This is a genomic window from Rhodosalinus sp. 5P4 (assembly GCF_041365695.1).
In the GTDB taxonomy this organism is placed as follows: Bacteria; Pseudomonadota; Alphaproteobacteria; order Rhodobacterales; family Rhodobacteraceae; genus Rhodosalinus.
This window is the reverse complement of the sequence record NZ_JBGFSJ010000002.1, coordinates 155460-169128: the sequence shown is the minus strand read 5'-3', so window position 1 is coordinate 169128 and position 13669 is coordinate 155460. Positions and strand designations below refer to the sequence as shown.

The following is a 13669-nucleotide window of genomic DNA, read 5'->3' as shown; positions in this document are numbered from 1 at the left end:
GGGGTGCGGTCCGATAGGGGCGGAGACACGGCGGAAGGAGGACGACATGTGCGGGTTCGTGGCGCTCTGGAACATCGGCGACGAGGCGCTCGCCCAGAAAATGGTGACGAAGATCGCCCATCGCGGGCCCGACGCGGTCGAGGTCGTGCGGGGCCGCGGCGCGCCGGTGGTGATGGCGCATTGCCGGCTTTCGATCATCGGCCCCGAGGACGGCCGCCAGCCGATCTATGACGCGGGCGATCTTCTGGTCGCCAACGGCGAGATCTACAATCACGCCGACCTGCGCGCGATCCTGGGCGAAAGCGCCTTCGAGACCGAAAGCGACAGCGAGTCGATCCTGCACCTCTTCCGCGCGGGCGAGCTGCGCTGGGTCTCGCGCCTCGACGGGATGTTCGCCTTCGTCCTGGCGACGAAAACCCGGATCATCGCGGCGCGGGATCCGCTGGGCATCAAGCCGCTCTACATGGCGCGGATCGGCGAGGGGCTGGCCTTCGCCTCCGAGCTCAAGGCCTTCGACGGCGTGGCGGTGGACGCGGTGGAGTCGATCGGGCCGGGCATGCTCTACGACAGCCGCGACGGGCTCCGGCAGTGGTATCGCACGCCCCACGGCGCGGCGGAGGAGGAGCCGGGCCTCGACATCGAGGCGGTGGCGGGCGAGCTGCGCCTGGTGCTCGAGGAGGCCGTGGCCAAGTGGATGCTCGCCGATGTGGAGGTGGGCAGCTTTCTCTCGGGCGGGCTCGACAGCTCGATCATCGCCGCGCTCGCCGCGCGGCTCTCGCCACGCCCGCTCAAGACCTTCGCCGTGGGCACCGAGGGTAGCGCCGATCTGCGCGCCGCGCGCGAGGTGGCACGGCATATCGGCGCGGACCACTACGAGGATAGCTTCACGCCGGAAGACGTCGCGCGGGTTCTGCCCCATGTCATCTATCACCTGGAATCGGCCGACGTGGATCTGGTGCGCTCCGCGGTGCCCACCCATTTCGCCGCGCGCCTCGCCCGGCGGCACGTCAAGGCGGTGCTGACCGGCGAAGGCGCCGACGAGCTTTTCGCGGGCTACACCTACCACCACGCCTATGTCGATCACCCGCGTGAGCTGGCCGACGAGCTCACACGCTCGCTCAACGCGATGCACAACATCAACCTTCAGCGGGTGGACCGCGTGACCATGGCCGAAAGCTTGGAGGCGCGCACGCCCTTCCTCGACCGCGACCTGATCGATTTCGCCCAGTCGATCCCGGCGACGCTCAAGATGCGCCGGACGGATCCGGCGGCGCGCGAGTCCACCGGCGAGACGACGGAGAAGTGGATCCTGCGCAAGGCGGTGGCCGACCTGCTGCCCGAAAGCCTCGTCTGGCGGAAGAAGGCGCAGTTCGACGAGGGATCGGGCCTTGTCGCCGCTCTCGACGAGGCGCTCCGGATCGTCACCGGATCCTCCGCGCCGCTCGACCGGGCGGCCGAGGGGGCACTCTACGAGCGGCTGCTGCGCGAGGCCTACGAGACGCCCGAGCGCATCCTCGCGCAGGCGGGCACATGGGAGAGCGCGGAGCGCGTGACCGCCGGCTGAGCCCCCTTGCATCCCACCCGCGACGCCCGCACAACTTGGGCCCGGCACCCTGACGGAGGCGATGCGATGACCCTGCGCGATGCGGCAATGACGGCGCGCGAGAACGCCTACGCGCCCTATTCCGGCTTCAAGGTGGGCGCCGCCCTGCGCGGCGCGGGGGGAGGCCTCTTCGGCGGCTGCAACGTCGAAAACGTCGCCTACCCAGAGGGCACCTGCGCCGAGGCCGGCGCGATCGCGGCCATGGTGGCGGCGGGAGAGACCGTGATCGCCGAGGCCTATGTCGTGGCCGACAGCCCCGAACCCGTCACGCCCTGCGGCGGCTGCCGGCAGAAGCTCGCCGAATTCGCCGCGCCCGACGTCAGGGTGACACTGGCCACGACCTCGGGCGTCGAGACAACGACCACGGTGGGCGCGCTTCTGCCCGGCGCCTTCGGCGCGGACCACATGGACCGCGGCTGAATGGAGGCGCGCGCGCTTCTCTCCGCGCTTCGCCGCGGCGAGGCGCCCACGGGCGATGCGCTCGCCTGGGCGGCGGAGGCGCTCGCCGACGGGCGGATGAGCGACGCGCAGGCCGGCGCCTTCGCCATGGGCATCTGCCGCGTGGCGCTGCCCGAAAGCGCGCGCACGGCGCTCACGCTCGCCATGCGCGACAGCGGCGAGGTGCTGCGCTGGGATCTCGACGGCCCGGTGCTCGACAAGCACTCGACCGGCGGCGTGGGCGACTGCGTGAGCCTCGTCCTCGCGCCCGCTCTGGCGGCCTGCGGCGCCTACGTGCCGATGATCTCGGGGCGCGGGCTCGGCCACACCGGTGGCACGCTCGACAAGCTGGAGGCGATCCCGGGGCTCCGGGTCGATCTCGACGCCCAGCGCCTGCGGGAGACCGTGGCGCGGGCGGGTGCTGCCATCGTCGCGGCCTCGGCGCGGGTCGCCCCGGCCGATCGCCGGCTCTACGCCGTGCGCGACGTGACCGGCACGGTGGAAAGCCTCGATCTCATCACCGCCTCGATCCTGTCGAAGAAGCTCGCCGAGGGGCTCGATGGCCTCGTGCTGGACGTGAAGCTCGGCTCCGGCGCCTTCATGAAGACCCGCGAGGACGCCCGCGCGCTCGCCCGCGCCCTCGTCACCACGGCGACGGCGGCGGGCTGCCCCGCCACCGCGCTCGTCACCGACATGAGCCAGCCGGTCGCCCCCGCCCTCGGCAACGCGCTCGAGATGGCCGAGGTGATGCGCGCCCTGACCGGGCAGGAGGCGGGCGCGCTCGGCGCCCTGTCCGCCGCGCTCGGCGGCGAGCTTCTGGCCGGCGCAGGGCTCGCCACGGACGCTGCGGAAGGCGCGGCGCGCATCGCGGAGGCCATCTCGTCGGGCGCGGCGGCCGAACGCTTCGGCCGGATGGTGGCCCATCAGGGCGGCCCGGTAGCCTTCGTGGAGGAGTGGCCGCGCTTCCTGCCCGAGGCTCCGGTGATCCGCGAGGTGGCGGCCCGCGAGGCGGGCCATGTCGCCGCGATCGACGGCGAGGCGCTCGGCCTCGCCGTGGTCGATCTCGGCGGCGGCCGGAAGGTGGAAGGCGACCGGGTGGACACGGCGGTGGGTCTTTCGGATGTGGTCCGCCTCGGCCAGCGCGTGGCGAAGGGCCAGCCCCTCGCCCGCGTCCATGCCGCCCGCGAGAGCCAGGCGGAGGCGGCGGCGCGCGCCGTGCGCGCGGCCGTCACGCTCGCCCCCGAGGCGCCCGAGCCGCCGCCGCTCGTCCACGAGAGGCTCGCGCCGTGACGCGCGCCTTCCTCGTGGTGATGGACAGCGTCGGCATCGGCGGCGCGCCGGACGCGGCGGAGTATTTCAACGGCGACGTGCCCGACACCGGCGCCAACACGGTGGCCCATGTCGCGCAGGCCTGCGCCCGCGGCGCGGCCGAGGAGGGGCGCAGCGGGCCGCTCTCGCTGCCGCACCTGGACGCGCTCGGCCTCGGCGCGGCGGTGCGGCTTGCGAGCGGGGCCGAGGCGCCGGGGCTCGGCGCGGAGCCTTCCGGGCTCTGCGGCGCGGCGACGGAGACGTCGCGTGGGAAGGACACGCCCTCGGGCCACTGGGAGCTCGCCGGCCTGCCCGTGCCCTGCGACTGGACCTATTTCCCCGATACCGAGCCCGCCTTCCCGGAAGAGCTCGTCGCCGAGGTGTGCCGGCTGGCCGGAACGGAGGGCATCCTCGGCAACCGCCACGCCTCGGGCACCGAGATCGTGGCCGAGCTCGGCGAGGCGCATCTGAAAACCGGCTGGCCGATCTGCTACACCTCGGCCGACAGCGTGTTCCAGATCGCCGCCCACGAGGAGGCGTTCGGCCTCGACCGGCTCTTGGCGCTTTGCGAGGCGCTGGCGCCGAGGCTCCATGCCATGCGCGTGGGCCGCGTCATCGCGCGACCCTTCCTCGGCGATCCCGAGGGCGGCTTCGCCCGCACCGCCAACCGGCGCGACTATGCCGTCGCGCCGCCCGAGCCGGTGCTCACCGAATGGGTGCAGGAGGCCGGCGGGCGCGTCATCGCCATCGGCAAGATCGGCGACATCTTCTCGATGGCGGGCATCGACGAGCTGCGCAAAGGCACCGACGCCGAGCTCATGGATCATCTCGCCGACTGCATCGCCAAGGCGCCCGAAGGCAGCCTGACCTTCGCGAATTTCGTGGAGTTCGACAGCCTCTGGGGCCATCGCCGCGACGTCTCGGGCTACGCCCGAGCGCTCGAGTGGTTCGACGCGCGTCTCGGGCGGCTCCTGCCGCGGCTGGGCCCCGGGGATCTCCTGATCCTGACCGCCGATCACGGCAACGATCCCACCTGGGCCGGCACCGACCACACGCGCGAACGCGTGCCGGTGCTCTGCGCGGGGGCGGGCACGGGCAGCGCTGGGCTCGTGGCCTTCGCGGACGTGGCCGCCAGCGTGGCGGCCCATCTGGGCCTGACCGCCCGCGGCCCCGGGCGGAGCTTCCTGTGAGCCTCGCGGCACTTCCGAAGGTGGAGCTGCACCTTCACCTCGAGGGCGCGGCGCCGCCGGAGTTCATCCGCCGGGTCGCGGCAGAGAAACGCGCCGACATCTCGCGGGCCTTCGGGCCGGACGGCGGTTATGCCTTCGCGGATTTCGCCCGCTTCCTCGAGGTCTACGAGGCCGCGACCAGCGTGCTGACGACGCCCGAGGACTATCACCGTCTGACTCTCGCCGTGCTGGAGGCGAGCGCCGCCGAGGGCGTGATCTACACCGAGGCGTTCCTCAGCCCCGATTTCTGCGGCGGCGGCGACGTGGCCGCGTGGCGCGAGTATCTCGCCGCGATCCGCGAGGCGGCCGTGACCGCCCGGGCGCGCCACGGCATCGAGATGCGCGGCGTCGTCACCTGCATCCGCCATTTCGGCCCCGACACGGCGAAGCGCGCCGCGCTTTGCGCCGCCGAGACGGCGGGCGATTTCGTCACCGGCTTCGGCATGGGCGGCGACGAACGGCGGGGGCGGCAGGGCGATTTCGCCTACGGCTTCGACATGGCGCGCGAGGCCGGGCTCGGCCTTACAACCCATGCCGGGGAATGGGCGGGCGCCCATTCGGTGCGCCAGGCACTCGACGATTTGCGGGTGGCCCGGATCGGCCACGGCGTCCGCGCCGTCGAAGACCCCGACCTCGTGGCGCGCCTCGCGGAGGGGCAGATCACGCTCGAGGTCTGCCCCGGCTCCAACGTGGCGCTGGGGCTCTACGCATCCGTCGCGGACCATCCCATCGCGGCGCTTCGCGCGGCGGGGGTGCCGGTGACCGTCTCCACCGACGACCCGCCCTTCTTCCGCACCGCCCTGACCGCGGAATACGCCGCGCTGCACGCGGCCTTCGGCTGGGAGGAGGAGGATTTCGCCGAGCTGAACCGCACGGCCCTCGGCGCCGCGTTCTGCGACGCGGAGACCCGCGCGCGGCTTATGAAGCGGATCGGCGGCGCGGTCTGAACGGCCGTCATGTCCGGCCCCGACGCGGGGCAAGCGGGCGGGACGGCCGTTCGGGCGCCGCGCATCGGCGGTTTCCGCCGCGCGCGGGAGGCTCTAGAAAGGGGCCGACAACAGCGCAGGATCGCCCGATGACCGACACCGCCCGTCACGAAACCCTCACGATCGTCACGCATCCGCTGGTGCAGCACAAGCTCTCCCACATGCGGGACAAGAGCACCTCGACCGCGGGGTTCCGGCGCCTCCTGCGCGAGATCAGCCAGCTTCTGGCCTACGAGGTCACCCGCAACCTGCCGCTCGCGACGATGCCGATCGAGACGCCGATGGCGGAGATGGACGCGCCGGTGCTCGCCGGCAAGAAGCTCGCGCTGATCTCGATCCTGCGGGCGGGCAACGGGCTCCTCGACGGGGTGCTCGAACTCGTGCCCTCCGCGCGGGTGGGATTCGTCGGGCTCTACCGCGACGAGGAGACGCTGCAGCCCGTCCAGTACTACTTCAAGGTGCCCGACGGGCTCGGGGACCGGACGGTGATCGTGGTGGACCCGATGCTGGCCACGGGCAATTCCTCGGCCAAGGCGATCGACCTGCTGAAGGAGGCCGGCGCGCGGGACGTGCGATTCCTCTGCCTGCTCGCCGCCCCCGAGGGCGTGGAGCGGATGCACGAGGCGCATCCCGACGTGCCGGTGATCACGGCGGCGCTGGACGAGCGGCTGAACGAGAAGGGCTACATCGTGCCGGGGCTTGGGGATGCCGGGGATCGCATGTACGGCACAAAATGAGGGAGAGATCCCCGTGATGCTGGGGATGCGCGCTTTACGAAGCGCCGATATTGGGGCATCCTCACGTCAAGCTTGAGGGGGCCGCCATGTCATTCTGCCGATCGCTGCCCGCAGCCGCCGTCGCGTTCTGCGTCCTGTTCACCGCCACGCCGGGCCTGTCCCAGGCGCTGCGCGACGCCGGCCCGCCGGCCGAACTGCCGCCGGCATCCTTTGACGGGCGCGAATATGTCGACAGCCGGGGCTGCGTCTACATCCGCGCGGGAGTCGACGGAAACGTCACCTGGGTGCCCCGCGTCACCCCCGACCGCCAGCACATCTGCGGCGCGGAGCCCACCTTCGCCCAGGCCGCCCCGGCGGCATCCCCCCAGACCGAGCCGCAAGTCGCCGAAGCCGCGGAAGAGCCCGTCAGCACAGCGCCCGTAGCCGACGCGCAACAGGCCGCGGAGGACCGGCGTGCGGCCACCGCCCGGCGACAGGCAGAAGCGCGCCGGCAGGCCGAGGCGCGCCGCGCCGCGGCGGCACGGCAGGCCGAGGCCCGGCGCAAGGCGGAGGCGCGGCGGCAGGCCGAACTCTCGGCGCAGCTGCGCGCCTCGGCGGGAAAGCGCGTGCGGATCCTCACCTGCGATGCGGTGGCGGAGCGCGGCGGCGCTAGGGTGGCCGCGGCGAACGGCGTGCGCCTGCGCTGCGGGCCCGGCGCCGCGGCGAAAACCGGCCGCGTCGCGGACCTGGGCGGCCATCGCCGCGAGATGCCCGGCCACAGCACGACGATCATCTACCGGACCGCGGACGGGCGCACCGTTTCCGGCAAGGCCCGCATCGTTCCGCGCCGCGTCTACCAGGCCGCGGACGCATCGCACCGGCGCGTCCGGGTGCCCGAGGGCTACAAGCCGGCCTGGCAGGACGACCGGCTGAACCCGCAGCGTGGAGAGCGGACGGCGGAAGGACGTGCGGCGATGCGCCTGGTCTGGACGGACACCGTGCCGCGGCGCCTCGTCGATCCCCGCACCGGCCGCGATGTCAGGGACCGGAATCCGGAGCTCTTCTACCCCTTCACCGACATGGAAACGCAGGAGGCGTACCTGTCGATGCGGGGCCGGGTTCTCGTGCTGAAAGCCGCCGACGGGCGGGTGAAGCTGGTGCCGCGACGCGATGCGGACGCCGCCGCCGGCACCGTCTCGAGCCGCTCCGCGGCCGCGGTTCGCCGCCCCGCGACGCAGGGCGGGGACGGGTTCGGCACGCTCGATCACCGCTACCTTCAGATCGGGCTCTTCGGCAGCCGCGACGAAGCCTACGCCGCCGGGCGGCAGCTTGCCGGGCTGGGGATGACCGTGCGGTTCGGCACGCTCGTGCGCGGAAGCGAGCGGACGCCGACCCTCGTCGCCGGCCCGTTCGCCGATGCCGCCGGCCTGTCGCGCGCCGCGCAAAGCGCCCGCGCCGCGGGCATGGACCACATCGTCCCGCGGCGCTGAGCGCGCCGTTCCTTGGTCAGTTGCCGCAGATTGCCTGCAGGCGCAGCCAGTCCGGGTCGCCGAGCACCGGGCGCGGCGTGATCCCCGCGTAAGGGTCCGCCTCGACGAGGCCGAGCACGCTTTCGCCCGTCACGTCGCGGGCGAAGGCGTAAGGCGTGCTGCTGATCCCGGCGGCCTGAAACGCCGCGAGCAGCGCCTCGTCGGGAACCGGCGCGGGCTCGGCGGACAGAAGCGTTTCGGTGTGCCGCTCGAGCAGCGGCTCCGGCAGCGTCCCGGTCGTCAGAAGCCGCAGGCTCGCTCCCATCCCGCCCTCGGACAGCAATCGGCGCAGCGGATCGCCCCGGGCCTCTCGCACCGCCTCGGCCAGCACGTAACCGGCCGTGACATCCGGCTGGTCGGGACCCTCGACCAGGGCCCGCCCGAGCAGGATCCTTCCGCCGGGCAGGTGCGCCGTGACCGCGGGCGCGTCGCTCAGCACGACGAGATCGCGGCGGCGCGTCTCGCCCAGCACACGGGCGGCCAGCCGCTGCAACGCGGCGACACCCTCGGGATCGTTGCAGGGCGCGCCCGCGACCCGGCCGACATGACCCAGAAGCGCCGCGCCGATCTCGGCGCGCTTGGCCTCTGGAACCACCGAAACCGTGTGCCCGAGCAGCGCGCCGGGAAGCCACACGGCCCCGAATGCCAGGATCGCGAGCGCGCTGCCGAGCCCGGCGGCAAGGCGAAGCCGGCCGCGCTGCGGGCGGCGTCGGTCGATCGAGCGCATGAGCCGCCCGATCGCGTCGATCATCACCGTTTCATCGGCGGGCAGTTCCAGCTCCTCGTCCGGATCGCCGTCGGGATGGAAGATCGCCGGAAGCTCGCCCGGATTGGCCCGCGCCACCGCCGCGAGCGACCAGTGCGCGAGCGGCCGGTCGGACATGTCCGTGATGGTCAGCGTGGCATCGCCGAGCGAGACGATCACGTCACGGCGCTGCGACGCGGCATCCGCACGCCACACCCCCGAGGCCTCGAGCCTCTCGAACTCCTCGAGCGCGGTCATGGGGGCTGCCCGGCCTCCTTCTGCGTGTTGGTGCAACGGTATCACGCTTCGCGCGCGAGGAGCAATCTGCCCCCCGGCCCCGCCATTGCACACCGTCCGGCGATGGGCCATGACGGTTTCATGACGCCCGGTCTTCTCGCGCTCTTCGTCCATGTCTTCACCGCCACCGGCGCGGTCTTCGCCATGCTCGCGATGCTGGCGGCGGCCGATGCCGACTGGCCCATGATGTTCCTGTGGCTCGTGGTGGCCTTCGCGGTGGACGGCGTGGACGGCCCGCTCGCCCGCCGCTACCACGTCAAGCGGAACGCACCGCGCTTCGACGGCGAACTGCTCGACCTGATCATCGACTACCTGACCTACGTCTTCATCCCGGCCTTCGCCCTTTTCAAGTCGGACCTGCTGCCGGGATGGACGGGCTGGGTGGCGATCATCCTCATCACCTTCGCCTCCGCGCTCTACTTCGCGGATACCCGGATGAAGACGGAAGACAAGTCCTTCTGCGGATTTCCCGGCGCCTGGAATATGGTCGCGCTGGTGCTTTTCGCGGTACGGCCGGATTTCTGGGCGATCCTCGGCCTCGTGAGCGTGCTTGCGGTGGCGATGTTCCTGCCGGTGAAATTCGTCCACCCGGTGCGCACCCGGCGCTGGCGCGCGGTGACCCTGCCGGTGGCGCTTGCATGGACCGGATTCGCGGGCTGGGCGGCCTGGGTGCAGTTCGACCCCGAGACATGGGCGCACTGGGGCCTGATTGTCTGCTCCGTCTATCTGCTGGGGGCGGGAGCCGCGCAGCAAATCCTGCCGGCCCGCCGCTGACGGCATCTGGACGCGGCGCGACGGAACGGGCATGCCCCACGGCATGCAGCCCGCCGCAAATCCCGCGCTCGCCGCGCTTCTGACCACAGCCGCCGCGGCCTTCGCGGCCGGCACGACGCTTCTGGCCAAGGCGCTGGGCGCGGGCGCGCTCGGCCCCGCGCTTCATCCGCTGCAGATCAGCCACGGGCGCTTCGTCTTCGCGCTGCTCGCCATCGGCCTCGCGGCGCTGGTGCTGCGCCCGCGCCTCATGCGACCGGACCTGTCCACCCACGCGGTGCGCTCGCTTTGCGGCTGGGGCGGCGTCACGCTCATGTTCGCGGCGGCGGCCCACATCCCGCTCGCCGACGCGACCGCGATCAGTTTCCTGAACCCGGTCTTCGGGATGCTCCTCGCCATCCCGCTTCTGGGCGAGCGGGTGGGCCGCATCCGCTGGGCCGCCGCGCTGATCGCGCTTGCCGGCGCGGCCATCCTCCTGCGGCCGGGGCCGGAAAGCTTTCGCCCGGCCGCCCTGCTCGCCCTCGGTGCGGCGCTCGCCATGGGGCTCGAGCTCATCTTCATCAAGCGCCTCGCCGGCCGGGAGCCGCCGCACCAGATCCTTCTCGTGAACAACGCGATCGGGCTTGCGATCTCCTCCGTCGCGGCAATCTGGACCTGGGTCGCGCCGTCGCCCGCGCAATGGGCGGCGCTCGCCGGGATCGGGGTGCTCATGGCCGGGGCCCAGGCCTGCTTCGTCAACGCGATGGCCCGCGCCGACGCGAGCTTCGTCGCGCCCTTCTTCTACGCCGCGCTGATCTTCGCCGCGCTTTACGACGCGGCCGTGTTCGGGGTGCGGCCGGACGCGGTGTCCGTGGCCGGGTCCGCGGTAATCGTCGCGGGCGCCGCGCTACTCGCCTGGCGCGAGGGCCGCCGCCGGGCGCCGCCGCCGCCGGTCATGCCTTCAGCCGGTATCCCGTCCGGAAGAGGACCCAGCACAGAAGACTGACCACGAGTGTCGCGCCGCCACAGATCACCAGCCCGAGCGCGGGCGAGCTGTCGGACACGCCGATGATCCCGTAGCGCGCGCCGTCGATCAGGTAGAAGACCGGGTTCACATGCGTGATCTCCCACATGACGGGCGGCAGGGCCTCCACCGAGTAGAAGGTGCCCGACAGGAAGGCGAGCGGCGTGATGACGAAATTGGTGATCGCGGCCATCTGGTCGAACTTCTGGGCGAAGAGACCCGCAAGCAGCCCCAGCCCGCCCAGAAGGGCCGAGCCCAGCACCACGAAGCCGAGCGCCCAGACGGGATGCGCCACGCCGAGGCCCAGGAAAAGCAGGTATCCCGCACCGATCGAAAGCGCCACGAAAAGGCCGCGGGCCACCGCGCCGGCCAGGTAGCCGATCACCATCTCCCCCGCCGAGAGCGGCGGCATCAGCGTGTCCACGATATTGCCCTGCACCTTCGACACCACGAGCGAGGACGAGGAGTTCGCGAAGGCGTTCTGGATCACCATCATCATCAGGATGCCGGGCGCGATGAAGGTGGTGAAGGCCACGCCCATCACCTCGCCCCGGGTGGGGCCGATGGCGATGGAGAAGATCACCATGAAGAGACCCGCGGTGACCAGGGGCGCCATGAGCGTCTGCAACCAGACCGCAAGAAAGCGCTGGATCTCGCGCAGCGACAGCGTCCAGAGACCGAGCCAGTTGACCCTTCCGAACCGCCGCACCCCCATGCCGTGCGCACCCGTCCCGCTCATGCCGATCTCCCTCTGGCTTTGCCGCCCCACGAGGGGCGAGTCGCGGCCTTGTAACCCGCTCGCGAAGGGTTAGAATAGGGGACCGACCGGAAAGAGGCGGGCGGCGCGGCGACGCGACCGCCCCTTTCATTGCATTACTCCGAGGAAACCGCATGTCCTGGACCGAGGAACGCGTCGAGCTGCTGAAGAAGATGTGGAGCGAGGGCCAGTCCGCCTCCCAGATCGCCAAGGAACTTGGCGGCGTGACCCGCAACGCGGTGATCGGCAAGGTGCACCGGCTGGGCCTGTCGAACCGCGCCGGCGCCGCGACGGCGGCGGCGGCGGCCGCGGCGCCGCAGCCCGCCGCGGCGGACGCGAAACCGGCCAAGGCGCCCAAGGCCGACACGCCCAAGGCCGACGCCAAGGCCAGGCCCGCCGCGCAGCCCGAGCCGAAACCGGTCGAGGCGGAGCCCGCCGCGCCGCCGCAGCCGGCGGAGCCCGCCGCGCCGCCGCAGGCCGCGCGCAAGGCGATCGTGCCCGCGGGCCAGCCGCTGCCGCCGCAACCCTCGGCCAATGAGATCAGCCCCGAGGCGCTCGCCCGTGTGTCCGAGATCGAGAAGAAGGCGCGCAAGCTGACGCTGATGGAACTGACGGAGCGCACCTGCAAGTGGCCCGTGGGCGACCCCGCTACAGAGAATTTCTGGTTCTGCGGCCTGCCCGTCCAGCCCGGCAAACCCTATTGCGAGGCGCATGTCAGCGTGGCGTTCCAGCCGATGAGCTCGCGCCGCGACCGGCGGCGATAGCACCGGGGCCGGAAGATGGCCTCGAGGGCGCTAAGCCGCGTGGCAAGGCGCTTGGAAGCGCCTTGCGAGGCGCCTTGTGCCGGCGGGGCGCGGCGTCCTATATGCGCCCTCATGACCGCAAACCCGCCCGATCTGCGCCCCGACCTCGCCCGCGCCCGCCTGACCGAGACGCGGCGCGCCGACCAGCCGACCATCGGCATGGTCTCGCTCGGCTGTCCCAAGGCGCTGGTGGACAGCGAGCGCATCCTCACGCGGCTCAGGGCCGAGGGCTATGGCATCTCGCCGGAGTATGCCGGGGCGGACGCGGTCATCGTGAACACCTGCGGTTTTCTGGATAGCGCCAAGGCGGAGAGCCTCGACGCGATCGGCGAGGCGCTGAAGGAAAACGGCCGGGTGATCGTCACCGGCTGTCTCGGCGCCGAGCCCGATTACATCACAGGCACGCATCCCAAGGTCCTCGCCGTCACCGGGCCGCACCAGTACGAACAGGTGCTGGACGCCGTGCATGCCGCCGTGCCGCCCGCGCCGGACCCGTTCGTCGACCTGCTGCCGGCTTCGGGCGTGACGCTCACGCCCCGGCATTACAGCTATCTCAAGATCTCCGAGGGCTGTAACCACAAGTGCCGCTTCTGCATCATCCCCGAAATGCGCGGAAAGCTCGCCTCGCGCCCGCACCGCGCCGTGATGCGCGAGGCCGAGAAGCTGGTCGAGGCGGGGGTGAAGGAGCTTCTCGTCATCAGCCAGGACACCTCCGCCTACCTGACGGACGCGGAGCGACTGGGCGAGGAGGCCCCGATCACGCGTCTTGCCCGCGATCTGGGATCTCTCGGCGCCTGGGTGCGGCTGCATTACGTCTATCCCTACCCGCATGTCCGCCAGCTGATCCCGCTGATGGCGGAGGGGCTCGTGCTTCCCTATCTCGACATCCCGTTCCAGCACGCCCATCCCGAGACGCTCAGGCGCATGGCGCGCCCCGCGGCCGCCGCAAGGACGCTCGACGAGATCGCCGCCTGGCGGGAGGTCTGCCCGGATCTGGCGCTCCGCTCCACCTTCATCGTGGGCTATCCGGGCGAGACCGAGGAAGAATTCCAGACCCTGCTCGACTGGCTGGAGGAGGCGCGGCTCGACCGCGTGGGGTGCTTCAAGTACGAGAACGTCGCCGGCGCCCGATCGAACGCCCTGCCCGACCACGTTCCCGACGAGGTCAAGGCCGACCGCTGGAACCGCTTCATGGAAAAGGCGCAGGCGATCTCCGAGGCGAAGCTCGCGGCGCGGGTCGGGCAGCGCATGGAGGTGATCGTGGACCTCGTCGAGGACGACGCCGCAACCTGCCGCACGAAGGCCGACGCGCCCGAGATCGACGGATGCCTCTTCATCGACGAGGGGCACGAGCGGCTTTCGCCCGGCGACATCGTCACCGTCGAGGTGGACGAGGCGGGCGAGTACGATCTTTGGGGCAGGATCGCATGAGCCGCGACGCACCGACGCGTGCCCTTGCCGCGGCCGGATCGCGCGACATATTT

General features: G+C 71.9%; 13 protein-coding genes. 11 read left to right on the top strand and 2 right to left on the bottom strand.

All coding sequences use genetic code 11. The features are described 5' to 3' along the window. Positions 1–46: 46 nt before the first annotated feature. From asnB to AB6A69_RS03695, 7 genes are all read left to right on the top strand, one after another. Complete coding sequence (asnB, locus tag AB6A69_RS03725; RefSeq protein WP_371059753.1) at positions 47–1564, top strand: asparagine synthase (glutamine-hydrolyzing); 1518 nt, start codon at positions 47–49, stop codon at positions 1562–1564. Positions 1565–1630: 66 nt separating this feature from the next. Next, complete coding sequence (locus AB6A69_RS03720) at positions 1631–2023, top strand: cytidine deaminase (protein ID WP_371059752.1); 393 nt, start codon at positions 1631–1633, stop codon at positions 2021–2023. Further along, positions 2024–3331, top strand: a complete 1308-nt coding sequence (locus AB6A69_RS03715; RefSeq protein ID WP_371059751.1) for a thymidine phosphorylase — start codon at positions 2024–2026, stop codon at positions 3329–3331. Further along, positions 3328–4539, top strand: a complete 1212-nt coding sequence (locus AB6A69_RS03710; RefSeq protein ID WP_371059750.1) for a phosphopentomutase — start codon at positions 3328–3330, stop codon at positions 4537–4539. The genes AB6A69_RS03715 and AB6A69_RS03710 overlap by 4 nt, the downstream gene beginning before the upstream one ends. Beyond that, a complete protein-coding gene (locus tag AB6A69_RS03705; protein WP_371059749.1) occupies positions 4536–5525 on the top strand; it encodes an adenosine deaminase in 990 nt (329 codons plus the stop codon). The genes AB6A69_RS03710 and AB6A69_RS03705 overlap by 4 nt, the downstream gene beginning before the upstream one ends. Before the next feature lie 128 nt (positions 5526–5653). Then, complete coding sequence (upp, locus tag AB6A69_RS03700) at positions 5654–6301, top strand: uracil phosphoribosyltransferase (protein ID WP_371059748.1); 648 nt, start codon at positions 5654–5656, stop codon at positions 6299–6301. Between the two features lie 86 nt (positions 6302–6387). After that, entirely contained in the window at positions 6388–7770 is a 1383-nt protein-coding gene (locus AB6A69_RS03695; protein ID WP_371059746.1) for an SPOR domain-containing protein, read from the top strand. Between the two features lie 16 nt (positions 7771–7786). On the opposite strand, the gene AB6A69_RS03690 is transcribed toward AB6A69_RS03695, so the two are convergent. Further along, entirely contained in the window at positions 7787–8812 is a 1026-nt protein-coding gene (locus AB6A69_RS03690; protein ID WP_371059745.1) for a hypothetical protein, read from the bottom strand. Positions 8813–8932: 120 nt separating this feature from the next. Between AB6A69_RS03690 and AB6A69_RS03685 the strand changes: the two genes are divergently transcribed. Then, positions 8933–9625, top strand: coding sequence for a phosphatidylcholine/phosphatidylserine synthase (locus AB6A69_RS03685; protein WP_371037088.1), 693 nt, complete (start codon positions 8933–8935; stop codon positions 9623–9625). Between the two features lie 43 nt (positions 9626–9668). Next, positions 9669–10607: a DMT family transporter gene (locus AB6A69_RS03680; protein WP_371059744.1), complete on the top strand. Its 939-nt coding sequence runs from the start codon at positions 9669–9671 to the stop codon at positions 10605–10607. On the opposite strand, the gene AB6A69_RS03675 is transcribed toward AB6A69_RS03680, so the two are convergent. Beyond that, positions 10555–11364, bottom strand: coding sequence for an ABC transporter permease (locus AB6A69_RS03675; protein WP_371037090.1), 810 nt, complete (start codon positions 11362–11364; stop codon positions 10555–10557). The genes AB6A69_RS03680 and AB6A69_RS03675 overlap by 53 nt on opposite strands. A 152-nt stretch (positions 11365–11516) precedes the next feature. Here AB6A69_RS03675 and AB6A69_RS03670 point away from each other — a divergent pair, with 152 nt between their 5' ends. Next, positions 11517–12146: a GcrA family cell cycle regulator gene (locus AB6A69_RS03670; RefSeq protein WP_371059743.1), complete on the top strand. Its 630-nt coding sequence runs from the start codon at positions 11517–11519 to the stop codon at positions 12144–12146. A gap of 111 nt (positions 12147–12257) precedes the next feature. After that, positions 12258–13616 (top strand): 30S ribosomal protein S12 methylthiotransferase RimO, encoded by a 1359-nt coding sequence (gene rimO, locus AB6A69_RS03665; RefSeq protein WP_371059742.1) that lies wholly within the window; start codon positions 12258–12260, stop codon positions 13614–13616. Positions 13617–13669 lie beyond the last annotated feature (53 nt).